Consider the following 22,578-nt stretch of genomic DNA (forward strand, 5'->3'; position numbering starts at 1 on the left):
GCGCACGGGGACGCGGGACTCAACCGGCCACGCGGGACACCACAGGGGGACGCATTGACCAGGGGCACGGGCACGACGCACGGACGCATACGCCGCACGACGGCGGCGGCGATGGCGGGGACGGTGGGCACGGCGACGCTGGCGACGGTGATGCTGGCGGGCGCGGCACCGGCCACGGCCCGACCGGCCACGGCGCACGCGACGTCCACGGCGAACTCACCGGGGACGACCGGTACCACCGGCGGGGACGTGCTCGCGCGGCCGGGCACGCACGCGGCGGCGGGCGGGCCCGCGCTGCCCGCCACGCTCTCGGCGCGGGCCTGGATCGTGGCGGACGCGGACAGCGGGGAGGTGCTCGCGGCGCACGACGCGCACCGGCCGCTGCCGCCCGCGAGCACGCTCAAGATGCTGTTCGCCGACGCCGTGCTCCCGGCGCTGCCCGCGACGGCGGCGCACAAGGTCAGCGACGCCGAACTGGCCCAAGTCGGCGCGGGGAGCAGTCTGGTGGGCATCGTGCCGGGCCAGACGTACACGGTCGCGGACCTGTGGCGCGGCGTGTTCCTGGCGTCGGGCAACGACGCGGTGCACGTGCTGTGCGGCATGAACGGCGGCTGGGCGAAGACGGTCACCGACATGCAGGCGAAGGCGGCGCGGCTGGGGGCGAAGGACACGAAGGTGGTCAGCCCTGACGGGTACGACGCGCCGGGCCAGGTGTCGTCGGCGCACGACCTGGCGGTCTTCCTGCGCTCGGGCCTGAAGGACGCGGCGTTCGCGGGCTACACGGCCACGGCGACGACGCAGTTCCCGGGCGCACCGGCCACGAAGGGGAAGCCGTCGAAGCCATTCGCCGTGCAGAACACGAACCGGATGCTGGCGGGTACGCAGGGGGTGCCGCGCTACCCCGGACTGCTGGGCGGCAAGAACGGCTACACGACGAACGCGGGCAACACGCTCGCCGTGGCGGCCCGCAAGGGCGACCGCACGCTGGTGGTGGCGGTGATGAACCCGCAGAACGGCCAGCGCAACGAGGTCTACACGGAGGCGGCGTCGCTCCTGGACTGGGGCTTCGCGGCGAGCGCGGCGAAGGCCGCCCCGGTCGGCAAGCTGCCCCCGCGCGAGGGCGAGGCGTCCCGCGACGGCGCCGCGGGTCCGGACGCCTCCCGCGCCTCGGCGACGGCGGACGCCGGCACGGCGCTCTGGCCACTGGCGGTGGGCGGCGGCGTGGTCCTGCTGGCGGGCGCGGGCACGGCGGTGCTCCTGAACAGGCGCAGGAGGGTGCGGGAGCCGGGAACGGCCTCCTGAACGCGACCGGCGGTCCGCTCCCCCGGGCCGCTGTCACGCGCCCGCCCTGACAAATGTCACGGCGTACTCAGGACGCGCGGCCCTGCAGCTCAACTGCCCTTCTCCGAGAAGCTCTTCACGTCAGCCGAACGGCGAGCACAGCGACGGAAGAGCAACGGAGGAGCGTCCCATGAACAGCAGCAGCCGCACCCGCAACCCCCTGCTCCAGAGCCTCATGCCCCTCATCCTGGACGCCGGTGTCCCGATGGCGGCGTACTACCTGCTCAAGGCAGCGGGCATGGAAACGTTCGGCGCCCTGGCGCTGAGCAGCGTCATCCCCGCCCTGCGCACGCTGTGGAGCGTCGTGCGGGACCGCAGGCTGAACCGGTTCGCCGCGCTCATCCTGATCGTCAACGTCGTCAGCATCGCGCTCTCGGCCGTGAGCGGTGACCCGCGGCTGATGCTCGCCAAGGACAGCGGGATCAGCAGTGTCGTCGGCCTCGGCATCATCCTCTCGACGCTCTCGGGCCGCCCCCTGATGACCACCGCGCTCAAGCCCTGGATCACCAGGGGCTCGGCCGCGCGGACGGCGGCCTGGGACCGCCTGCTGGCCGGTGACGAGCGCTTCCGGCGCGCCGAGCGCCGCTTCTCGCTGGTGTGGGGCGCGGCCCTGTTCATCGAGTGCGTGGTGCGGGTCGTCGGCGCGTACACGCTCCCGGTGGACACGATGGTCGCCCTCGGCTCCGTGATCATGGCCGTGACGATCGCGGCCGCCATCTGGATCGCCGGCGCGCTGGCGGCCGGGCCGATGGTCGGCATGGTCGCCCACGAGCTGGCTTCGAGCAGCGCCACCGAGGCGGAGCCGACCCCGGAGCCGGTGGCGGGTGCGACGGCACCGACGCTGGTGACGACGGCCTGACGGTACGGGAAGCGGTACGGGCGAGGAGTACGGGAAGCGGTACGGCCGGCTGACAGCGGGTGGGCCCGGGGCGACAAGCCCCGGGCCCAGCCGTTTTTCCCACGCTCTCCGGGTCCTAGTCGTCCCCGGGGACGTCCTCCGCCGCGAGCCGGGCGTCGATGTCGGTGGCCCAGGCCAGCGCCCAGGCGCGCAGCGCCTCGGTCTGCTCCGTGGTCAGGCCGTAGTCGAGGTAGTCCTGCTCGTCCCACCACTCGGCGCCCGCGAGCCGGTCGCGCAGGTCGGCCAGGCTGAACTCGAAGCGCGCGTGGCGCCTGCCGAGGGCTTCCAGCTCGGCGGTGCCGCGCTGCCGGGAGGCCGCGTGGACGTCGATCAGGTCGCGGACCGCGCCCCGGTCGGACAGCGCGCGGACCTTGGTCCCGATCACGTCGTCGAGCGACAGGACCGGCCAGCCGTCCGGGGTGGGCGTGGGAGAGGCGCAGAAGACCTCCTTGAGGATGTCCACCTCGCACTCGTCCCCGGTGGCGGGGTCCGTCACCACGAGCCGTGCGGAGAGGTGGTCGGCCTCGATCTGCCGGACCTCCCAGCCGCGCCGCACCAGGCCGTCGCCGACGCTGCCGACGATCTCGCGCATGGGGGCGGGGTTCTCCGTGGCCACGTCGAGGTCCTGGCTGAGCCGGTTGACCAGGCCGTGCGCCTGGACGGCGTAGCCGCCGGTGATGACCAGCGGGTACGGGGACCCGATGGCGAGGACGTCGGCGAGGAGCCGGCGGTGGAGGTCGTTGAGGTTCACCCGGCTCAGGCGCCCCGGGCGCCGCCGGACCGCGGCCCGAGCTGCGGGAACGCCTCTTCCCAGGCCTCGCGCAGCGGGCGGCTCACCAGGGTGCGGAGCACGGGCCACTGGCTGACCAGGAGCTCCCGGTTCAGGAAGGCCTCCAGGTCCTCGCGCTGCCCCTCGGCGAGCACGGTGCGGTACAGGCTCATCCTGGAGCGGGCACCCTCCAGCTCGTACGCACGCCGCCCGGACCACACCACGTGCAGCGGCAGCTCCACACTGCCCCGGACGGGTCCGGCGAGGTCGTCCAGCCGCCCGGGCAGCCGCCGGGCGTAGCGGGCCCGCAGCACGTCGAGGGACGACGGCGCGGATGCGACGGTGGAGGAGGCCATGGGTCGATTATGGCCCGCCGGGGCCGCCCGCACGAAGCGGCGGGCGGATTTCGACCGCGCGGGCCCCGGAACCGGGGGACGGCGCGGAGCCCCGTGCACGACGCTCCGGCCCGCCCCCGCCCGGGGCCCGACGGCCTCTTCCCGTACCGCCGGACCTCCAGGTGACGCCCGTACCGCCACGCCTCCAGGTATGGCCTCCGGGCAAGGCCTACAGGTGGCGGGTGATCGCCGGCATGAGGTCCTGGAACGTGCGGCCGCTGACCGGGTCGCCGATGGCGGCCATCTGCCACCCGCCACCGCTGCGGTAGACCTTGGCCATGATCTGCGCGGTGTGCTGTCCGCCGCCCGTCAGGGTGTAGCGCGCCAGCTCCTGCCCGGTGGTCTCCTCCACCAGGCGGCAGAAGGCGTTCTCGACCTCGGCGAAGGTCTGTCCGGTGAAGGAGTTCACCGTGAAGACGATCTGGTCGACGTGGACCGGGACGCGCTGCAGGTCGACCAGGATCGACTCGTCGTCCCCGCCCTGGCCCGCGCCGCCGACCAGGTTGTCGCCGGTGTGCCGGACGGACCCGTCGTCGCTGACCAGGTGCTGGAAGAAGACGACGTCCACGGGCTGCTTCGACGCGAAGAGCACCGCCGAGGCGTCGAGGTCGATCTCGCGGGCCGTCATCCGCGCGAAGAAGCCCTTGCGGGCGGCGGCCTTCCAGCCGAGTCCCATGCGTACGACGCTCAGGGCGCCGCCGTCCGACTTGCTCAGGCTGATCTGCTGGCCCTTGGCCAGGTTCACGGACATGTGTGCGTCTGCCTCTTTCGAGTTCGGCTGCGACTGCGACTGGACTGGGGGTGAGGCCGGGACCGGGGCCAGGACCGGGACTGGGGCCGGGCCCCCGGGCGCCGGGCGCTCAGACGTTGACGCCGAAGTCCGCCGCGATCCCGGCGAGCCCCGACGCGTACCCCTGCCCCACCGCGCGGAACTTCCACTCGGCACCGTGCCGGTACAGCTCGCCGAAGACCATCGCGGTCTCGGTGGCGGCGTCCTCGGACAGGTCGTAGCGCGCGAGTTCACGCTGGTCGGCCTGGTTGACGACGCGGATGTACGCGTTGCGCACCTGGCCGAAGCTCTGGCCGCGGGCCTGGGCGTCGTGGATGGACACCGGGAAGACGATCTTCGCGATCTCCGCCGGCACGCCGGACAGGTTGACGTTGATGACCTCGTCGTCGCCGTCGCCCTCGCCGGTGAGGTTGTCACCGGTGTGCTCGACCGAACGGTCCGGGCTCGTGAGGTTGTTGTAGAAGACGAAGTGCTGGTCGGAGGCGACCTTGCCGGAGTCGTTCAGCAGCAGGGCCGACGCGTCCAGGTCGTAGTCGGAGCCGGTCGTGGTCCGTACGTCCCAGCCCAGGCCGACCGCGACGGCGGTCAGCCCCGGGGCCTCCTTGCTGAGCGATACGTTGCCGCCCTTGGCGAGGCTCACGCCCATCTTCTCTGCCCTTTCCTCGGAGTCGGAGTGCCGGTGTTCCCGGGGACTTGAAATCTACAACACTGTAGAAGTTGCTGGAGGATGGAGGATGTACGGCCTCATGCGCGCACGCGTGCGCAGGCGCATGCCGCGAACGTACCCGCAGAACAGGCGCACAAGCACCGCCCCGGACGCACTCGCCGCCGGAACGGCCACTCCCACTTCCCCGGACGCACGACCGGGCCCGCGACCACCCCCGCCCGACGCGCCCCACCCGCCCCCGCAATGCCCTCCCCACGCCCCACCGCCCAGGCATTCCTGATGACTAATCACCCGGCGAATCATCAGACGTGTCCCACGGTCATCACGGCAATTCAGCCCACCACTGCGGCAATTGAGTGATTGCACAGGAAAGCCTTCCAATTCCCAGTTCCGGAATTGGTGCGGTTTCGTTACGAGTACCGAGAGCGGCGCTCCGAGCGGCCAGCAAGACGCTCGGGCGGCACGAAGGTCGTGACCGTCTCCGCGCCGTCTCCGGAAAGGGATGCTGAGATGAAGTACACGAAGGCCGCCGCTGTCGTCGCCGGTACCGTCATGGCCATGGGTGTGGCTTCCCCCGCCTTCGCCGACGACGTCGACAACGCCCCGGCCACCAACAAGGGTGACGCCCGCGCCGCCTCCGACAACCTGGTGAACAGCGACACCGTCACCAAGAACGTCGTGAAGAAGCCGAACATCAACGTCGACGCCGTCGTCGGCGCCGTCTCCCGGGCCGCGGACAAGGTCAAGGCCACCAACGACTCGGTGACCAACACCAACGTCGGCCAGGGCGCCAAGACGGCCGCGGGCCCGATGATGGGCGGTCTGCCGCTCGGCGGCTGACACCTCCCGGCGCCCCGGCCCGAGCGTGGTCAGGGGCGGTTCGAGGCGGTCCGGTGACGGTCCCGTGGCGATGCGGCAGCGGGGCCGGTGACGGGTCGAAAAAGAAGCGGGTCCGACGCAATGGCGCGTCGGACCCGCTTCTTTTTCGGGATGCTGCGGGCTCAGCATATCCCCTCGACCCCCTCGGTCCTCGAATTCACACGGGACACCAAGGCGTCGCGCGGCAAGGAGAATTCGACACTCGCGACCCCACGGCCCATTTCATCGAGGTTTATTTTTGGCGTGTTGGCGTGTTGGCGTGTTGGCGTGTTGGCCTTATGTACGACTGCTAGGAGCGCCTCGCCTGACGGAGCCGGGGCGGGCGGGCCCGGAGCCCGGCTCCTCGCCCGGTTCCCGGGCCGAGGCCGTCAGTGGCGTCCCGGGGTCAGCCGCACACCACCTCCGGGCGCCCGGTCAGCCGGATGCGGCCCCGCCGTCGCCAGAACTCGATGATCCGGTTCAGCGCGCCGTCCTCCGCGGTGACCGCGGACAGGTCGACGATCAGCGTCTTGTACCCATGGTCGGCCGCGGCGGCGACCAGGGCCCGCAGGGGCCCGGCGGTGGCGCGCGTGATGGCGCCCTCGAGACCGAGGGCGAGGATGGTGCCGCGGGTGGTGACCCAGCGGATGCCGTCGTTCTTGGGGGGCGCGGCGGGGGCGGACAGTATCGGGCTGGTGCTGTTCTTGCTCACGCCCTGACCAACGCCGTGACCTGCCGAAAGGGACACGCGGCAGCGTGGCGCCTCACCCGGCCGCCGCCGCGTTTCCCGCTCAGGGGCGACAACACTCACCCATGCGCGCCACGCGGCGGACCGAGGGGGAGCGGACGGTCAGGCGGTCTGCCGCAACCTCTGCGCGTCCGCCCTGAACTCCTCCACCAGGTCGCGGTGGAACGCGTAGACGACGTCCCGGCGGACGCCCGACTCGATGATGAGCGCGCTGGCGTTGAGGCGGCCGGGGGTGGCGCGCTCGGGGGTGCCCGCCAGCAGCCGTGCGGCTGCGGCGCGCACGGCGGAGCGCTCGGCTTCCGGGTCGCGGACGCGATGGTTCATGCCGTCCTTACCTCGTGTCGTGTGGGGGGTGAAGGCCAGAGTGCCACCCGATCGGGCCAAGCACCAGTCACACCCGTCCGTGCTGTGGCGGATGTGGCGTGACCGCGTCGCCGCGCACGGGGGTTCCCGAGGGGCGCTCGTACGCGGCCGTGCTCCGCGCCGCCGCCGTCGCGCGCCCGGCCGCCGGAGGTCCGGATTCCGCTGCCGGCCGCCGGACCCGGTCGGCCGGAGCGTCCGTCAAGCGCCCCTCCGGGCACCCCGATTGGGGTCTTGACCAGGGGCGATAGCGTGGGGCCATGACTGAGCTCCAGCTCCTGCGCGCCGACCACGCCGACGCCCTGCTCGCCTTCGAGGCCGAGAACCGCGCGTACTTCGCCCGGACGATCTCCGACCGGGGTGACGACTACTTCACCGGCTTCGACGCGCGCCACGCCGCGCTGCTGGCCGAACAGGAAGCGGGGACCTGCCTGTTCCACGTCCTGGTGGAAGGCGACGGGCAGGTCCTGGGGCGGTTCAACCTGGTGGACGTGGAGGACGGCACGGCCGAACTGGGCTTCCGGGTCGCCGAGAAGGCCGCGGGCAGGGGCGTGGCCACGGCCGCGGTGCACGAGATATGCGTACGCGCCACGGAGGAGTACGGACTGACCCGGCTGACCGCCGCGGCGACGGTGCGCAACATCGGGTCGCGCACCGTCCTGACCCGCACCGGGTTCGTACCGGTGAGCGAGACGGAGCTGGCCGGGGAGCCCGCCACGTCGTACGTACGGGTGCTCAGGGACCGCTGAGCAGCTGCGCATCCATCTCCTCAGGGACCGCTGAGCACCCGCGCGTCCGCCCCCTCCTCAGGAAGGCTCCCCCCTCAAGAGGGCTCCCTCCTCAAGAGCCCGTGGCCAGCAGCCGTGCGGCGAGGAACGTGATCAGCGCGCTGGCCGCCAGGGCCGTGGCCAGCCGGGCCCGGGGGCCCGTCAGGGCGCGCCCGAGCAGGGCACCGCCGCCCGCGATGAGCAGCTGCCAGCTCGCGGACGCCGCGAACGCGGCGGCCACGAAGACGGCGCGGGAGGAGGTGTCGGGGGTGACCGAGTCCTGGCCGCCCAGGACCAGTGCCGCGAAGTACACGACGGTCATGGGGTTGAGCAGGGTGATGCCGAGCAGGGTCGTGAAGGCCCGCCCGGGGTGGGTGGGGTCGGTGGTACGGGGCGGGGGGCCGCCCGCCCCGTGCGCGCGGTACTGGCGTACGGCGCTGGTGGCACCGCGCACCGCCAGGGCGACGAGCACGACGGCGGACACCCAGCGCAGGGGCGTGGAGTAGGGGGCGATGAGTCCGGCGAGGCCCGTGCCGCCGAGGACGGCGAGCAGGGCGTAGAGACCGTCGGCGGTGGCGACCCCAAGGGCCGCTCCGGCTCCGACGCGCAGGCCCGTACGGGCCGTGAGGGCCACCAGGTAGGCCGCGACCGCTCCGACGGGGACGGCGATGCCGTACCCCGCGAGGAGCCCCGCGACGACGGCGGCGCTCACGCGTGAGCGAGGATCGGCCTCCGTCGGTCGCCGGGCTGCTGCTGGCCGCGCGCCGGTCGGACGGCGGGGGCCAGGGGCAGCGGGGCGATGAGCTTGTGCGAGGTCATGCGCCGATTGTGGGGACGGCGTGGTGCGCCGGGCAACTGTTTTTGGCCGCCGCAGTGGCGGGGGGTCCGCCACCGCCTCGACCCGCTCTCTCCCCCGAGCCGCGCGTTCGTCCACCGTTCACAGCCCACTCACCTCCCGGAGGAGACTCGTTCGGCCCGTGTCGCGAACCTCGTCCCGCTGCCGCCTCCCCCCACTCCCAGACCCCGAGGACGGACCCACGTGACCGCATCCCGCACCCCCCGTTGGCGCTCCCGCCTGCGCGTCCTGGCCGCCGCCACAGCCGGCGCCGCCCTGGCCGCGGGCGCTCCGCTCGCCGCGGCGCCCGCCTACGCGGCGAACAGCGACGTCCGCATCAACGAGGTGGTGACCACCGGCAGCGTCGAGGACTCGATCGAGCTCTACAACACCGGTTCGTCCTCCGTCGACGTCTCCGGCTGGATCCTCAAGGACGACGACAACGGCTCCAAGTTCAAGATCCCGTCCGGCACCACGCTGGCCGCGGGCGGCTTCCGCGCCTTCGACGTGCACGGCTCGTTCGGCCTCGGCTCCTCGGACAAGGCCCGCCTATACCTGGCCGACGGCTCCACCCTGGTCGACAGCTACAGCTGGAGCAGCCACTCGGACCCGTCCTGGTCGCGCTGCCCCGACGGCACGGGCTCCTTCGGCAAGGCCGCGCTCACCCTCGGCGCGGCCAACTCCTGCGGCGGGGGCACCCCGGGCGGCGGCACCGGCCCCGTCGCCTGGCCCGGCGGCAGCTCGGTCGCCACGGCCGACGCCTCCAACGTCTTCGGCTCCGACCTCAGCGGCCTGTACCAGGAGGGCACCTCGGTGCTCTGGGGCGCGCAGAACAGCGGCAAGCTGTGGCGCCTGGTCCCCAACGGCTCGGGCGGCTGGACCCCGGACACCGCCAACGGCTGGACCAAGGGCAAGACCCTGCGCTTCCCCGGCGGTTCCGGCGCCCCGGACAGCGAGGGCGTCACGCTCACCTCGGCCGGCGCGTCCGGCGGCGTGTTCGTGGCCAGCGAGCGCAACGGCGACGCCTCCGGCACCAGCCGCCTGTCCATCCTGCGCTACGACGTGGGCGGTACGGGCAGCAGCCTGACGGCCACCCGTGAGTGGAACCTGACCCCGGGCCTGCCGTCGGTGGGCTCCAACGCGGGCTTCGAGGGCGTCACCTGGGTGCCGGACGCGTCGCTGACGGGCGCGGCCTTCAAGGACGAGTCGACGGGCGCGGTGTACGACCCGAGCCGGTACGGCGCGCACGCGGGCGGCGTCTTCTTCGTGGGCGTGGAGGGCACCGGCAAGGTGTACGGCTACGTGCTCCAGGACTCCGGCACGGCGACCCGGGTGGCCTCGGTCGACACCGGTCTCGCCGGGGTGATGGAGGTCCAGTGGGAGCCGCAGGCCTCGCGCCTGTGGGCGGTGTGCGACGACACCTGCGGGGGCCGTCACCTGACCCTGAAGGTCGGTGCGAACGGCGTGTTCGCGCCCGCCGCCTCGTACAACCGCCCCTCGGGGATGCCGGACATCAACAACGAGGGCTTCTCGCTCGCGGGTGCCTCTGAGTGCGTGTCGGGCACCAAGCCCGTGTACTGGTCGGACGACTCCAACACCGGTGGCCACGCCCTGCGCAGGGGCACGATCAACTGCTGACCTCACCGGTCTGCGGAGAACGGCCGCGTGACGGGGCTCCAGGGCCCGTCACGCGGCCGTTCTCGTGGGTCCGCGCCTTCCAGGGCCCGGGGCTACTGCCCGACGCTCATGGACCAGCGCAGCGTCGAGGGTGCGTCGACCCTGACGGACGCCTCCTTGCGCGCGCGTACCGTCTCGAAGCGGTTGTAGACCGAGTTGGTGCGCGCCTGTTCGCAGGTGAGCGGGAAGGACAGCCCGGCGGGGTCGTACGAGACCGTCACGGTACCCGTGCCCCGGCACGAGACGGCGAAGCCGAGCGCGCCCTCGCGCACGCCGCCCAGGAACTCCAGCTCCCGTCCGCCCTGTACGTTCTCGATGGCCAGCACGGTCTCGCCCTCGGGGATCCGGGGCGCGACGTCCAGGGACTCCTCCTGGTCCTGCCCCGCGGACGACGCGACGACGGTGGGCCGCGGCCGGTCGAAGCCGTCCTCGTCGAACGCGGGCCCGCCCGCCGCGCACCCGGCCGCGAGCAGGGCGACCGCCGCCGCGCCGCTCCCCCACGCCCCTCGTCCCCGTACGCCCATGAAGTCCCCCTCCCCCAGGGCCGTCCACCCGTGGCCGGCCCGTCGCGCGCAACGTACCGCGCATGAACTCCCGGGACCGGCGCCGGGTGCCCGCGCCGGTGGAGTCGTGGTGGTGGAGTCGCGGTGGTGGGGCGGTCGTCGCGCGGTGGGGAGCGGGTCGGCCCGCGGCCCAACTCCCTTGCGCTCCACCGGGATTCGAGCGGTCCTCGATCGTTCGCGCACGCGTGCGGGCTACCGTCGGCGTTGGTGCGACCTCCCGGAGAGGGACCGCCGTACACACCGCTGCGGCCGCTGTGGACGGCCACCCGACCGACCGCGGTCACCGGCTCCGGTCGCCGTGCCCCGGAACCGGTGCCCAACACCCGAGGGGGTAGTCATGCCGGACACGACGAGCGGGCGGCGGACGCCGGGCGCGACGGGGCCCGAGCCGCCCGGCGACCCGGTCGCGCGCCTGGAGAGGCTGCTCGGCGACCCCTTCGACGCCTCATCGCCGTTCTCCCGCGCCCGAGTGGCCGCCGCCGACGCGGCGGAGTCCTACCCCGCGGAGGCCGTCGAGGCCCTCGACCAGTGGGGACTCGCCCACCACTACGTGCCCGTGGCGTACGGCGGCCGGCTGGACGACCACGCGACGCTCGGCGCCCTGGTGCGCGCCGTGGCCGCCCGCGACCTGACCACGGCCGCCGCCCACTTCGGCACCTTCCTCGGCACCACCGCGGTCTGGGTCGGCGGCGACGACGCGGCGGCCCGTCGGACGGCCGCGCACATCGGGGCCGGGCACGCCGTCAGCCTGGGCCTGACCGAGCGCTTCCACGACGGCGACGACCTGGCCACCGAGATCACCGCCTGGCCGGTCACCGGAGGACTGCTCCTCAACGGCGAGAAGGCGCCCCTGCTCGGCGCCACCCGGGCACGCCTCGTCTGCCTGCTCGCCCGCACCGGCGTCGACAACGGCCCGCGCGCCCACAGCGTCCTGGTCGTGGACCGGCACGCGCTCAGCGACGGCACCTGCGAGCCGCTCCCCAAGATCCACACCCAGGGCCTGCGCGGCGCCGACCTGAGCGGCGTCGCCTTCACCGACGCGGTCTGCCCCGACGACAGCACGGTCGGTACGGAGGGCCAGGGCGGCGAGATCGTCCTCAAGGCCCTCCAGCTCGCCCGCGCCGTCGCCCCCGCCCTCTCCCTGGGCGCGGGCACCCAGGCGGTGTCCCTCGCTCTGGCGCACGCCCCCGGGAACCCGCTGGCGCGACGGGTGCTGGGCGAGGCGGCGGCCGACCTGCTGGCCGCCGACGCACTGGCCACGGTCACGGCCCGCGGCGTCCACGTCCTGCCGGAGGAGCTGAGCGTGATGTCGGCGGCGGCCTCCCTGCTGGTGCCGGAGCTGGTCGCGGACGTGTTCGCCCGGCTCGACGCGGTGTTCGGGGAGGCGGGGCACGGCGGGGCGGGTGACGTAGGGCACGGCGGAGCAGGCGACTCGGGGCCCGGCGGTGCGGGTCGCACGTCGGCACCGGGCGCCACGGCCGCCGAGGCCGGCGACACGGCACCGCCCGGAGCCACGGGCGCGGCCGTGCCTGAGGCCACGGCCGCCACCGACCCCACCGACCCCACCGACCTCAGCAACCCCACCGACCACTTCCTCTTCCGCAAGGCCGCCCGCGACCACGCGGCCGTGCGCCTCCTCGGGGGCGGCTCCGCGGCCCATCTGCACGCGCTCGCCGCCCAGTTCCGCCACCTGGCCACTGGCGCGGGCGCCCCCGACCCCGCCGTGTACGCGGCCGGCACCCCGCTCCCCGGGGCCCGGCTCGACCGGCTCACGCTCCAGTCGCGGCAGGGCAGTTCGCTCCTCGCCGACCTGCCGGGACTGGCCGCGGACCTCGCGGCGGCGACCGCCACCGATCCGGCCCTGGCCGGGGCCGCGCGGATCGCGCGCTCCTTCGCGGAGCGCTCCGAACAGGTGCGGGCCGCGCTGCCGCCCACCGTGCAGACCCTCGCCCTGCTGTCCGCCACCACCGCGGCCCCCGCCCGGCGCCTCGCCGTCTGCCTGGCCGCCGCCGCGTGCCTGGGCGTGTGGCGCCACGCGCCCGGACTCGACGCGCGCTGGCCGGGCGCCCAGTGGCTGGAACCCGCCCTCCGCCGGCTCTGGCTCCGGCTGGACGGTACCGGTCGGGAACCGCTCTCCCACGACCCCGGGGGCCCGGCGCACGACGCGCTGGCCGACCGCGTGCGCACCCTGGCCGACCTGGGATCGCCCGCCACCCTCCTGCCATCGGCCGCGACGGAAGGAGCCGCCCGATGACCCGCTCCGAACCGGTGTCGGAGGAGCGTGCCGTGCGCGCCCGCGTCGCCGACCTCGAGACGCGCTTCGGCGACCGCTTCGATCCGGCCAACCCGGTGGGCGACACCAAGCTGCTCCAGGCCGCCGAGGAGGGCGGGGTGCCGACGGCGGCACGACAGGTGCTCTCCGACTACCGCCTGGGCGCCGAGTTCGTCCCCGCCGACCTGGGCGGGCGCTTCGTGCAGGCCGACTCGCTGGCCCGGGTGCTGCGCACCGTGGTGCGGCGGGACGGTGCGCTCGGCCTGGTCCAGGGCGCCTCGCACCTGTTCGCGACGGCGCCGGTGTGGGCCGCGGGCGGCGAGGAGCAGCGCAGCCTGCTCGCCTGGGTGCTGCTCGCGGGCGGCCGTGCGGCGGCCACCGGGGTACGGGCCGACGGCGCGGGCCTCGCGGTCGACGCGCCGGTGTCCCGCGCCCACCGCGGCGGTCACGTCCTGGACGGCCCGGCGCGGGTGGGTCCGGGGGCGGCGGACGCGGACGCGCTGGTGGTGTTCGCGCGGCCCGGTGTGTTCCTGCTGCGTGCGGCGGAGCTGCCGGCCCTGGCGGCCGACGGCTCCCTGGTCCTCGACGCCCACGAGGTCGAGGCGTCGGCGTACGTGGGCGACGACCTGGCGGCACACACCCTGCGGCTGGCGTCCGCCGTGCTGCCGTCGATGGCCGTGGGCAGTGCGGACGGGGCGCTGCGGACCGCCGTCGGCTTCGCGCGCGACCACCAGTTGCTGGGGCGTTCGCTGCTCGACGTGCCGCACCACCGGGGCCTGTTCGCCGCCGCCTTCCTGGACCTGCTCGTCGCCGACTGCCTGAGCCTGGCGGCGACCCGGGCCCTGCACGTGCTGCCCGCGCACTGCGGCCCGCTCCTGGCGGCGGCCCGCACGACCGTGCCCCGGCTGCTGTCCGAGGCGACCGGGGAACTCGCCACGCTGTTCGGCCCGGCGGCCGATGTGCGCGCGGGGCGGTACGGGATGTTCGGCAAGCAGCTGCGCGACCTGGGGCTCGTCACCGTACCCCCGTTGCGCCAGGCGTTCCCGTTCGGACGGCTCGGGCACGACGGGGCACCGGCTCCGGAGCACCTGTTCAACCCGTACACAGGGCTGGGGCCGTTCGACTGGAGGCCCGTCCGGGGGGAGGCGGACGCGGGCGACCCGCTCGCCGCGCACCTGGTCGCCTCGGCGGACGCCACGCTGCGCCTGACCGGCCTGGAACCGTACGGCCGCCCGCTGGCCGCGCTGGCCGGCGCGCTCGTCGAGGAACTGCACAGCCTGACCCGGGTCGGCGCCCGGCTGCCGGCCGGCCCCGGGACGCCGCCGCACCCCGACGCGTACGCGGTGGCCACCCGCTACTCCCTGCTCCTGGCGGGCGCGGCCTGCCTGGGCGTGTGGCAGCAGACCCGCGCGCACGGCCGCGGCTTCCTGGCGCAACCGGCCTGGCTGACCGCCGCGTTGCGCCGGATCGTGACCCGGCTCGGCCGCGAGGTCCCGCTGCTGCCGCGCACCGCCGAGGGGGAGATCGTCGCCGAGCTGCGCACCCGCTTCGAGGCCAACCGCACCTTCGACGTGTACGACACCCCGCTGGCGGGCTGAGCCCACCGGCCCCTCCCCCGACCCCCGCCGCCCGAGGAGGCGCTCATGACGACGTCCACCCCCCTGCCCGACGAGGCGGAGGTCAGGCTCTGGCTCGTCTCCCGTCTCGCCGCCCGCCTGGGCCGCCCCGCCCGCGACCTCGACCCCGCCCTGCCGTTCTCCGAACAGGGCCTCGACTCACTGGCGGCGATCGAGCTGTGCGGTGACGTGGAGGACCGCTACGGGGTCGCCCTGGAACAGACGGCGGCCTGGGACCACCCCACGGTGGACGCCCTGAGCCGCCACCTGGTGGACTGGGCAACGAAGACCTCGCACTACTCGGGCTGAGGGCGGCCGAGCCTTGCAGTGGCCGACCGTGGCAGGACCACCCCGTTGACCGGCGATGATGGGTGGTCGCGGGCCGGGCAGTGGCGTCCGGCGGGTTCTCCGGGGTGGGGCAGTGATCGAGGTCGGGCAGCAGGGCGCCTTCAGCGTGAACAGTGTCGGTCCGGAGGGCCTGCCGTTCCCCCTGAGCTTCAGCGTCCGCGAGGCCGAGGGGCTGTGGCGGGTCAGCGCCGGCGCGGCGCAGGCGGGCGAGCTGGTCGACCTGTTCGTGGCCGTGGCGAACGAAGCGGTCGCCGTGGTGTCGCTGGAGACCAACTCGTACCTGGACGAGGACTGGCACACGCTGCGTCCCGCGCTGATCGCCGCCGACCTCGGCGTGCCGTGCAGGGTCCACACCCTCGGATCCTGGGCGTCCGGCACGCACGGACTCGCGGAGGAGCTCCTGGTCCTGGACCGCGACCTGCTGCCCCGTCTCCTCGACGGCACCTGGTCGCCGTACGAACTGACGCTGATCGACGTTCCCGCCGACGTGACCCCGGATCAGCTCGACGAGCTCGCCCTCGTGCTCGGCACGGCCGACGTCGATCAGCCGGTCCTGAGCCACCTGGGAGACTCCCGGGTCTGGTTCTCGGGCCATGACGACTGCTACGTGTTCCTGGAGACCCAGGACCCCGCCCTGCCGACCGCGCTCCTCGCGCGGCTGCTGAGCCTGCTGGCCGGCTCCGCCCTCGCCGGAATCACCGAGGAACCGCTCTCACGCGTTCCCGAACCCGGGCCTTGGCTGCCCGAGCAGTTGATCGCCACCGCACCCCACTGGATCGGAGCCCTGGGCAACGTCACCCAGGATCTGGTCACCATCGCGCTGGCCGTCCTGCCGGACCCCTGGCACCTGGGCGTCTCGTTCCCGCGGCAGGCCGACCTCACCGTGACGCTCGACGTACGACACGGCACCTGGCGGATCGCGTCTGCGGGGTAACACGAGCAGCCACCCCGCCGAGGTGCCGGACCACCCCTTCAGGCTATTGACAGCCCTTCACGAGGAGCCAAAAAGCCGTGTACGGCCCTCTGACGGCCTCCCAGGTGATCGACCATCAGGTCATACCGGGGCCCCGAAGATCGGCCGCCAGAGGCCCCATTCTGTGGGTCGCTTTTCTTGCGAAAAGTCCGATTCAGGGGTTTGGAGTGCTCTCCTTCGGCTCCAGGAACTCCAGTCGGTTGCCGAGCTTGTCGAAGGCGTAGATGCGGTGCATCCCCGGGAAGTTGTCATCCCACGTCACTTCATGACCACCCGCCTCCAAGCGCGCGGCCAACATCGGAAGGGAACGGACAAGAATGCCCGGATGCGCTTTGCGTGCCGGGGCGAAGTCCTCCTCCACACCGAGGTGTACTTCGAGTCCGCCACCACGGAACCAGCAGCCGCCCCGCGCGGCGAGGACGGGTGGCTTCTCCAGTTCGGCCATGCCGAGCACCCCGCCCCAGAACTGACGGCACAACTCCTCCGCGCCCGGCGGGATCGCCAGCTGAACGTGGTGCAGACCGCCGAAGGCGAAGTCGTCTGAAGTGGGTGCGGAGCTGTGCTCGGGGCTGTGTTCGGTCATGGGTTCCGTCCTCGTCGACAGAGGGATGGGCAGTCCAACCCTCTATGTATAGGACTATCTATAGGGACCGAACCCCACTCCTGTCGCCCCCGTTCCAGAGGCGCCCACGGCCGCAGGTGCCGGGCTCAGCACCTCACCCATCACCCGCTCGACATGCGCGACGAGCGCGGTGATGTGCGCGTAGGACCAATGGCCCTGGGAGTACGTGATGCCGAACTGCAGCTCCCCGTCCACGAGCGCGCCCTCCGCCAGGAGCAGATGCCGCTCGCGCTGGGCGGGCGAACGCTGCGCTCCAAGGCTCTCGGCCGCGGGACGCAGCAGCCTGTCGGACCGGGCAGAACGCGCCACGAACTCATCGCGGAACTCATCGTGAAACCCAAGGCGTACGGCCGGCCGCGGGCAGACGGTGAGAGCGGTGCGCTCGTTCTCGTACGGGGACGAGAAGCGCAGCGCGTCGAACCCGAAGCGCTGGGCCGGTAGCCCGGCCAACTCGTCGAGGACTCCACGCAAGGCGAGCAGCCCCTCCCCCACCCAGCTCAGTACGGCGGGGAAGGTGGACTGGACATGCCCCACGCTCAGGGACAGGTCGAGGCCGCCGACCCTGACGTCCCGCCCATCGACGACGACGTCAACGCCGTGCGTACTCTCCCCCGTCCAGGCGGCGAGCCCGCCGACCAGGGAGCCGAGGACGAAGTCCTGCGGGGTGATCCCCCGGGCGCCGAGGTCGTCGACGACGAGCCGGGTCTCCTCGGCGGGCAGCCGGAAGCGATGCGTACGCAGGCTGAGGATCCGGTCGTCCCCCTCCGCCGCCGGACGGATCTCCGCGAAGCCCCTGACGGCCGCGGCCCAACGGACCGCGTCGGCCCGGGCATCGGCGGTGGCGAGCCAGTCGCGCAACGCGCCGGAGAGGTCGACGGGCGTGGCCGGTGCCGGCGCCGGGGGCTTCGCGGTCTCCTCAGTTCCCTCGTCGAGCAGGACCTCCAGCTCTTCGACGAGCAGCGACAACGAGATCTGGTCGATGACGAGCTCATGCACGGTGAGGAGCAGACGCGCGGTCCCGTCGCCCAGCTCGACGTACGTGATCCGGAAGACGTGCCCTTGAGAGAGGGACAAGGAACGCTGGGCCGCGGCCAGGGCCTCCTCCAGCTGCCACACCCGCTCGTCCGGCGCGACGCCGGAGAAGTCGAGGACGCGCACGGCGTCGCTGGAGTCCGGCTCGATGAACTCCAGAGAGCGGTCACTCCTGAGCCGACTGCCGAGGGCGGGGTGTCGCCGCAGCAGGACGTCAGCGACCCGTTCCAGTCGCTCGACACCGATCCCGTCGGCCGTGGTGAAGAGCGCATTGCGGCAGGAGTGGTCGGGCTCGGGCACCTCGACGTCGTACATCCAGCGCGCCTGCCCCGGCAGGAGGGGCACCGTGGGGACGGTGATGGATACGGAGTCCGAGACCGGCGCGGTCTCCAGGAGCTCCAGGAGCCCATCGGGCCGCTGTCGGGCACGGTCTCCGGTGCGGTACATCCGGTCCTGGGTTATCACGCCGTGATAGGTCAGCGTCTGAGCGCCGAACGGCTCGGGCACGAAACGCTCGTCGGTACGGGTCCGGTCATGCAGATACCCCTCAGCCAGCACAGGACCGGCGACCCAGACCTCCCCCGGCTCCCCGGGCAGCACGGGTCGGCGCTGCTCGTCGAGCACGTACAGCCGCCGCGCGCCGACAGCACCACCGAGAGGCAGCACCTCGCCCTCGGGCAACGGCGCCCGGGGCGGCAGCAGCAGGGCGGCCGAGGTGAACAGCGTCTCGGGGCTGCCGTGCGCGTGGACGAGGGTGACGTGTCGGAGGGGCCCGGACCGATGGGCGCGGACGTCGTCCGGGGTGAGGGCGCCGCCTCGGACGACGAGGAGGTCGAGAGCGTCTAGGGCGTCGGAGGGGCCGACTTCGGCGAGGGGGGAGCTATCACGGCGTGATAGGTCAGAGCCGGGGTCAGGGTTATCACGGCGTGATAGGTCATCCGCTGGCTCCGGGGTATCACGGCGTGATGGGTCTGGGGGCCGGACGGGGTTATCACGGCGTGATACCCCGTCGTCCGCCGTCGAGTTATCACGGCGTGATAGGTCGCCCGGGTCGGGAGGGGTATCACGCCGTGATAGGTCCGCCGCGACGGCAGGGGTATCACGCCGTGATAGGTCTACCGCCCCGGTGGGGTTATCACGCCGTGATAGGTCCGCATCGAGCCCGGGGGTATCACGCCGTGATAGGTCCACCCCGGCCACCGAGTTATCACGGCGTGATAGGTCACCCGCTTCACCCGGTCCCCCAGCGCTCAGCTTCTGCCACTCCGTGGCTGGGAGCTGGAGGACCGTCACCCCGCGCTTCTGGATCAGGTCTGCCAACTCAGCGCCCTCCGGCGTGACGGTGTCGGCGAAGGTGAGCGTTCCGCCTGCTGCGAGCACCGGCCAGATCTCCTCCTGCGCAACCCCCTCGCTCAACGGGGCGAGCTGAAGGGCCGTATCACGGTCGGTCAGGGCGAGGAGATCCACGATGGCATCGATGTGTTCGGCCAGGGCCGCGTGCCCGATCAGGACGCCGCCCGGGAGAACGCAGGCGGGGTAGGCCCCCGACTCCGTCCACTCGCTGGGCTCCAGGGGAATCAGGCCGGCATCGACGTCGATGAGGGCGATCGCCCGAGCGTGATCCAGGAACCGTCGGGTGCGGTCCGTCGTCGTGTCCAGGTCCAGCGGGAGGAAGGCCGCTCCGGCGAGCCAGCTGCCCAGAAGGGCCACGACGGCATCCGGGCCGATGGGCATCCGAACGGCGACGGTGTCACCGGGACGCACTTCCATGGCGCCGAGTTCCCGGGCGATGTCCTCGGCGCGCTCCCACAGCTCGGCGTACGTCACGACGACGCCCTGGGCGGTGCGAAGGGCCGGACCCGTCGGACGGTCCTCGACTTGGGCGCGGATGAGTTCCGGTACGGAGAAGCAGCTGCGGGCGGTCATGGGTCTCCCCCAGGGGTCACCGTTGACGGGACGGACACATGGCCGTGTCCACAGGTCCGTTCGGCCACACTGGGGGATCGCGCTCGACGACCGCTTGAGATGGAGATGAGCCCTGCTCGCAATGGGCTCGGAGGTGCGGGCGATTCCTCAAGGCGCCGCCCGCACCTCCAGGGAGATCACCCGAGGGAAGCGCCGGGCTTCTCCCGGGCTTCCTGCAGTTCGGTGTTGTGCTCGATGAGCCGGACCGTCAGACGACGGATCTCCGCCTGCGTCATCCGGTCGATGATGAGCTGAGCCAGGGCGTCACCGCTCCCCCACGGCATCTCACCGCCGGCCGTCGACACGACCGCGGCCTCAGGTCGGGGACGCGGAACGTCCTCGACCGGTACGGGAGCGGACGCGGGGGCGGCTACCGGAGCTGCGGCCGCAGCCGGCTTGCGGGCCGGGGCGGGGTTATCACGGCGTGATACCCCTTCGTCCGCCGCCGGGTTATCACGGCGTGATAGGTCGCCCGCGTCTGCGGGGTTATCACGGCGTGATAGGTCGGCCGCCTCGGTGGGGTTATCACGCCGTGATAGGTCCGCCCCGGGCTCCGGGGTATCACGCCGTGATAGGTCCGGGTCGGCCACGGCCGCGGGCTCGGGGTTATCACGGCGTGATAGCTCCGCCTCCACGTCCTTGCGCACCCGGCGCCGCTCCTCCGCTGCCGCCGCCCGCTGGTCCGCCAGTTCGCGCTGCTGCTCGGCGTCGTACTTGGCGAGGTTGCGTACGTGCTCGACCTTGCGGCTGCCGTCCAGGAGGTCGGACTGGAGCTGCGGGTCCAGGTCCAGGACCGAGAGCTTCGACGAGATCGTGGACTGGGCCATGCCCAGGCGCTTGGCCGCCTTGTTCTGCGAGCCGTAGAACTCGACGAGCTTCCGCAGCGCCTGGGCCTCCTCCAGCGGGTTCATGTCGTCGCGGTGGACGTTCGCGACGAACGCCGCCTCCAGGAGCGACTCGTCCGAGGCGACCAGACGGTTGTCCAGGCTGACCCGGACGCTCTCCACACCGGCTCGGCGGGCCGCCTCCAGGCGGCGGTGGCCGTCGATCACGATGTAGCGGGCGCCCTCGTCGACCTCGTCGGCGCGGTCGGGGCGCTCCGCGAGATAGGCGTCCATGGTCGCCACGGTGATCGCGTTGACCAGACCGATCTCGCTGATGCTGGCGGCCAGGCCCTCCAGCTCGCGCAGCTCCTGCCGCGGGTTGTCGGGGTTCTGGCTGATCTGGTCCAGCGTCAGTTCGGTGGGGTCGGGTACGCCGACGGTCGGCGCGCTCGTGGCCGCGCCGATCGCGGCCCGCCGCGCGCTGACTGCTCGGGCCTGGCCGAAGGAGCCGGTGCCGAGGTTCTTGGCCTTGCTGCTCACTTGCTGATCTCCCGAGCCAGGGCGCGCATGCCGACGGACTGGTCGCAGCGCGGTGCGTACGAAAGGAGCGGCCGCTTCATGCGGACGGCTTCCTTCTGCTCCTTGAGGTCTCCGATGACGCCGACGACCCGCGGATCCTTTATGTCGACCCAGGACTGCAGCGAGGAGGTGGCGATGAAGCCGCGGCGCGCGTCGTAGTGGTTGACGACGATGCCGAGGTAGTCGAGCTCCAGGCTGAGGTCTCCGCGCATGTCCTCGATCTGGGTGGTGAGGAGGTCGTACGCGTCCGCGCTGCTGTCCTCGGCCTGGACGACGATGAGGACACCGGAGTTGCCGGGGATCTCGTCGGGGCGACGGCGGCCGTAGTAGACGGCGGCGTCCATGCTGAGGCCGAGGCTGGGCGGGCAGTCGATCAGGATGACGTCGTAGTCGCTCTCGATCGGGGCGAGCGCGCGCTCCAGGGCGGCCTCACGCGCGCGCACCGAGGCGAGGCGCACGTCGAGGAGGAACGCGTCGGTGCAGGAGGGGAGGAGGTGGAGGCGGCCGCCGAAGCTCTCCTCCTCGATGGAGACGATGAGCTCGCGGAGGTCGCCCTTGCCGTCTCCGGCCATGTGGCTCGTCAGGGAGTCGCCGTCCATGGGGAGCGGCTGGTGGCCGAGCTGCTTCGTCAGGTGGCCCTGGGGGTCGAAGTCGACGAGCAGGACGCGCTGTCCCAGACCGGGCAGGTCCTCCAGGGTCAGCGGGTCGCTTCCGTCAGAGTCCAGGAGAGCGGCGAAGTGCTTGGAGACGCGGACGGGTACGAGCTTGGAAGGGTTCTCAGCGAGGGCTTCTCCGGTGCCGGCGGTGATGGCGGTCTTGCCGACGCCGCCCTTCTGATTGCACACGACGATGCGTCGGACGGTCGCCGGACGCTTCACCGAGGGAGCCGGGTGGCTGTCGAGCCAGAGCTGGACGGACTGGGCGAGGCCCTGGATGAGGGAGACGCCCCGGTCCTTGCAGTCCCCGCGGAACTCGGTCCACTGGGCGGCCGGAAGGAACGTCGCGAACGACTCGGCGCCGGAGGTGTCCACGGGGGAGAGGTTGGAGCCGAGGCCGCGCCAGGAGTTGATGCCGCTCTCCACGGCGTCCTGGATGTCCACGCCGTGCTGAGCGGCGCGCACCTTGAGCTCTTGGCGGAGCCAGGACGGGAGCTTGGAGACGACCTTCTCGCGGTCGGCGCTCTTGGAAGTAGGGGAAGTCATAGTGCGTCACTCTACTAACGTCCAGGCTCACTTGATGCACCAACACGTTAGCTATCTCGTTTTCTTGACGCGGAGGGGGTTATCACGGCGTGATAGCCCCCTCCGCACCCCCAGGAAGCCCCACCAGGAGCCACGGTCCACGGATATAACGATGGATAGTGGTTTGTGTGTACCGATGTTCGCGGGCTCGGAGGCGCGTCAGTCGGGTCTTCGATATAACGATGACTGCAACGTTGGGACTTTAGACCTCCATGACGATGACTAGTGGCCTTTAAATCCTGATGGATATAACGATGTCTCTCACGTTCACTGCATGTTTCTCTGTGTGGTTGCTTGCAGCGCTGTTGCGAGCTAACTAGCTATTCATCTATCTAGCTCTCTTACTAGCTAGGTGACGAACCATCCCTCTAGCTAACTGCCTTACGCGCTTGCTTACGAGCTACCTGACGAGCCATCCCGCTGACGATCTCGCTTACG

Annotated in this window: 21 protein-coding genes; 9 read left to right on the forward strand and 12 right to left on the reverse strand. The window is 72.4% G+C overall.

The features are described 5' to 3' along the window. Nucleotides 1–54: 54 nt before the first annotated feature. Both ABT160_RS16450 and ABT160_RS16455 read left to right on the forward strand, forming a co-directional pair. Nucleotides 55–1,302, forward strand: a complete 1,248-nt coding sequence (locus ABT160_RS16450) for a D-alanyl-D-alanine carboxypeptidase family protein (RefSeq protein ID WP_351648057.1) — start codon at nucleotides 55–57, stop codon at nucleotides 1,300–1,302. Between the two features lie 169 nt (nucleotides 1,303–1,471). Beyond that, nucleotides 1,472–2,200, forward strand: a complete 729-nt coding sequence (locus ABT160_RS16455; protein ID WP_351648059.1) for a VC0807 family protein — start codon at nucleotides 1,472–1,474, stop codon at nucleotides 2,198–2,200. A 115-nt stretch (nucleotides 2,201–2,315) separates the two neighbouring features. Here ABT160_RS16455 and ABT160_RS16460 read toward each other — a convergent pair whose 3' ends face one another. From ABT160_RS16460 to ABT160_RS16475, 4 genes are all read right to left on the reverse strand, one after another. Further along, nucleotides 2,316–2,990, reverse strand: coding sequence for a nucleotidyl transferase AbiEii/AbiGii toxin family protein (locus ABT160_RS16460; protein ID WP_351648061.1), 675 nt, complete (start codon nucleotides 2,988–2,990; stop codon nucleotides 2,316–2,318). A gap of 5 nt (nucleotides 2,991–2,995) precedes the next feature. Then, a complete protein-coding gene (locus ABT160_RS16465; protein WP_351648063.1) occupies nucleotides 2,996–3,364 on the reverse strand; it encodes a hypothetical protein in 369 nt (122 codons plus the stop codon). A gap of 208 nt (nucleotides 3,365–3,572) precedes the next feature. Beyond that, nucleotides 3,573–4,154, reverse strand: a complete 582-nt coding sequence (locus ABT160_RS16470; protein ID WP_351648065.1) for a TerD family protein — start codon at nucleotides 4,152–4,154, stop codon at nucleotides 3,573–3,575. Nucleotides 4,155–4,263: 109 nt separating this feature from the next. Beyond that, the gene (locus ABT160_RS16475) at nucleotides 4,264–4,839 is read right to left on the reverse strand and encodes a TerD family protein (RefSeq protein ID WP_351648067.1); all 576 of its coding nucleotides are present in this window, start codon (nucleotides 4,837–4,839) and stop codon (nucleotides 4,264–4,266) included. Nucleotides 4,840–5,370: 531 nt separating this feature from the next. Here ABT160_RS16475 and ABT160_RS16480 point away from each other — a divergent pair. Beyond that, complete coding sequence (locus ABT160_RS16480) at nucleotides 5,371–5,700, forward strand: hypothetical protein (RefSeq protein WP_351648069.1); 330 nt, start codon at nucleotides 5,371–5,373, stop codon at nucleotides 5,698–5,700. A gap of 424 nt (nucleotides 5,701–6,124) precedes the next feature. On the opposite strand, the gene ABT160_RS16485 is transcribed toward ABT160_RS16480, so the two are convergent. Both ABT160_RS16485 and ABT160_RS16490 read right to left on the reverse strand, forming a co-directional pair. Then, entirely contained in the window at nucleotides 6,125–6,430 is a 306-nt protein-coding gene (locus ABT160_RS16485) for an STAS domain-containing protein (RefSeq protein ID WP_351648070.1), read from the reverse strand. Nucleotides 6,431–6,568: 138 nt separating this feature from the next. Beyond that, on the reverse strand, nucleotides 6,569–6,790 hold the full coding sequence (locus tag ABT160_RS16490) for a hypothetical protein (RefSeq protein WP_351648072.1): 222 nt from the start codon (nucleotides 6,788–6,790) through the stop codon (nucleotides 6,569–6,571). Nucleotides 6,791–7,086: 296 nt separating this feature from the next. Between ABT160_RS16490 and ABT160_RS16495 the strand changes: the two genes are divergently transcribed. After that, the gene (locus tag ABT160_RS16495; RefSeq protein WP_351648074.1) at nucleotides 7,087–7,575 is read left to right on the forward strand and encodes a GNAT family N-acetyltransferase; all 489 of its coding nucleotides are present in this window, start codon (nucleotides 7,087–7,089) and stop codon (nucleotides 7,573–7,575) included. Between the two features lie 91 nt (nucleotides 7,576–7,666). Here ABT160_RS16495 and ABT160_RS16500 read toward each other — a convergent pair whose 3' ends face one another. Further along, a complete protein-coding gene (locus ABT160_RS16500; protein WP_351648076.1) occupies nucleotides 7,667–8,305 on the reverse strand; it encodes a LysE family transporter in 639 nt (212 codons plus the stop codon). Nucleotides 8,306–8,632: 327 nt separating this feature from the next. Between ABT160_RS16500 and ABT160_RS16505 the strand changes: the two genes are divergently transcribed. Further along, nucleotides 8,633–10,066, forward strand: coding sequence for a lamin tail domain-containing protein (locus ABT160_RS16505; RefSeq protein ID WP_502984236.1), 1,434 nt, complete (start codon nucleotides 8,633–8,635; stop codon nucleotides 10,064–10,066). A gap of 92 nt (nucleotides 10,067–10,158) precedes the next feature. Here ABT160_RS16505 and ABT160_RS16510 read toward each other — a convergent pair whose 3' ends face one another. Continuing rightward, nucleotides 10,159–10,629 carry a hypothetical protein gene (locus ABT160_RS16510; protein WP_351648078.1) on the reverse strand — a complete coding sequence of 157 codons (471 nt, stop codon included), beginning with the start codon at nucleotides 10,627–10,629 and terminating at the stop codon, nucleotides 10,159–10,161. Between the two features lie 376 nt (nucleotides 10,630–11,005). Between ABT160_RS16510 and ABT160_RS16515 the strand changes: the two genes are divergently transcribed. From ABT160_RS16515 to ABT160_RS16530, 4 genes are all read left to right on the forward strand, one after another. After that, nucleotides 11,006–12,922 (forward strand): acyl-CoA dehydrogenase family protein, encoded by a 1,917-nt coding sequence (locus tag ABT160_RS16515; RefSeq protein WP_351648079.1) that lies wholly within the window; start codon nucleotides 11,006–11,008, stop codon nucleotides 12,920–12,922. Next, complete coding sequence (locus ABT160_RS16520; RefSeq protein WP_351648081.1) at nucleotides 12,919–14,538, forward strand: acyl-CoA dehydrogenase; 1,620 nt, start codon at nucleotides 12,919–12,921, stop codon at nucleotides 14,536–14,538. The genes ABT160_RS16515 and ABT160_RS16520 overlap by 4 nt, the downstream gene beginning before the upstream one ends. 45 nt (nucleotides 14,539–14,583) lie before the next feature. Next, nucleotides 14,584–14,865, forward strand: a complete 282-nt coding sequence (locus tag ABT160_RS16525) for an acyl carrier protein (RefSeq protein WP_351648083.1) — start codon at nucleotides 14,584–14,586, stop codon at nucleotides 14,863–14,865. Between the two features lie 112 nt (nucleotides 14,866–14,977). Continuing rightward, nucleotides 14,978–15,838 (forward strand): hypothetical protein, encoded by an 861-nt coding sequence (locus tag ABT160_RS16530; protein ID WP_351648085.1) that lies wholly within the window; start codon nucleotides 14,978–14,980, stop codon nucleotides 15,836–15,838. A 193-nt stretch (nucleotides 15,839–16,031) separates the two neighbouring features. On the opposite strand, the gene ABT160_RS16535 is transcribed toward ABT160_RS16530, so the two are convergent. The 4 genes from ABT160_RS16535 to ABT160_RS16550 all read right to left on the reverse strand — a co-directional run bounded on the left by ABT160_RS16535 (nucleotide 16,032) and on the right by ABT160_RS16550 (nucleotide 22,101). After that, the gene (locus ABT160_RS16535) at nucleotides 16,032–16,460 is read right to left on the reverse strand and encodes a VOC family protein (protein WP_351648087.1); all 429 of its coding nucleotides are present in this window, start codon (nucleotides 16,458–16,460) and stop codon (nucleotides 16,032–16,034) included. A 54-nt stretch (nucleotides 16,461–16,514) separates the two neighbouring features. Further along, complete coding sequence (locus ABT160_RS16540) at nucleotides 16,515–19,457, reverse strand: AMP-binding protein (protein WP_351648089.1); 2,943 nt, start codon at nucleotides 19,455–19,457, stop codon at nucleotides 16,515–16,517. A gap of 176 nt (nucleotides 19,458–19,633) precedes the next feature. Continuing rightward, on the reverse strand, nucleotides 19,634–20,860 hold the full coding sequence (locus tag ABT160_RS16545) for a ParB/RepB/Spo0J family partition protein (protein WP_351648091.1): 1,227 nt from the start codon (nucleotides 20,858–20,860) through the stop codon (nucleotides 19,634–19,636). Continuing rightward, nucleotides 20,857–22,101, reverse strand: a complete 1,245-nt coding sequence (locus ABT160_RS16550; protein ID WP_351648093.1) for a ParA family protein — start codon at nucleotides 22,099–22,101, stop codon at nucleotides 20,857–20,859. The genes ABT160_RS16545 and ABT160_RS16550 overlap by 4 nt, the downstream gene beginning before the upstream one ends. Nucleotides 22,102–22,578: the final 477 nt, after the last annotated feature.

The organism is Streptomyces sp. NPDC001941, from assembly GCF_040296945.1.
In the GTDB taxonomy this organism is placed as follows: Bacteria; Actinomycetota; Actinomycetes; order Streptomycetales; family Streptomycetaceae; genus Streptomyces.

Bases quoted from the DNA above. Each gene is read 5' to 3' on its own strand.
- ABT160_RS16455 (WP_351648059.1), top strand. From the start codon at position 1,472: ATGAACAGCAGCAGCCGCACCCGCAACCCCCTGCTCCAGAGCCTCATG.
- ABT160_RS16465 (WP_351648063.1), bottom strand. From the start codon at position 3,364: ATGGCCTCCTCCACCGTCGCATCCGCGCCGTCGTCCCTCGACGTGCTG.
- ABT160_RS16470 (WP_351648065.1), bottom strand. From the start codon at position 4,154: ATGTCCGTGAACCTGGCCAAGGGCCAGCAGATCAGCCTGAGCAAGTCG.
- ABT160_RS16475 (WP_351648067.1), bottom strand. From the start codon at position 4,839: ATGGGCGTGAGCCTCGCCAAGGGCGGCAACGTATCGCTCAGCAAGGAG.
- ABT160_RS16480 (WP_351648069.1), top strand. From the start codon at position 5,371: ATGAAGTACACGAAGGCCGCCGCTGTCGTCGCCGGTACCGTCATGGCC.
- ABT160_RS16490 (WP_351648072.1), bottom strand. From the start codon at position 6,790: ATGAACCATCGCGTCCGCGACCCGGAAGCCGAGCGCTCCGCCGTGCGC.
- ABT160_RS16495 (WP_351648074.1), top strand. From the start codon at position 7,087: ATGACTGAGCTCCAGCTCCTGCGCGCCGACCACGCCGACGCCCTGCTC.
- ABT160_RS16510 (WP_351648078.1), bottom strand. From the start codon at position 10,629: ATGGGCGTACGGGGACGAGGGGCGTGGGGGAGCGGCGCGGCGGCGGTC.
- ABT160_RS16515 (WP_351648079.1), top strand. From the start codon at position 11,006: ATGCCGGACACGACGAGCGGGCGGCGGACGCCGGGCGCGACGGGGCCC.
- ABT160_RS16520 (WP_351648081.1), top strand. From the start codon at position 12,919: ATGACCCGCTCCGAACCGGTGTCGGAGGAGCGTGCCGTGCGCGCCCGC.
- ABT160_RS16525 (WP_351648083.1), top strand. From the start codon at position 14,584: ATGACGACGTCCACCCCCCTGCCCGACGAGGCGGAGGTCAGGCTCTGG.
- ABT160_RS16535 (WP_351648087.1), bottom strand. From the start codon at position 16,460: ATGACCGAACACAGCCCCGAGCACAGCTCCGCACCCACTTCAGACGAC.
- ABT160_RS16540 (WP_351648089.1), bottom strand. From the start codon at position 19,457: ATGACCGCCCGCAGCTGCTTCTCCGTACCGGAACTCATCCGCGCCCAA.
- ABT160_RS16550 (WP_351648093.1), bottom strand. From the start codon at position 22,101: ATGACTTCCCCTACTTCCAAGAGCGCCGACCGCGAGAAGGTCGTCTCC.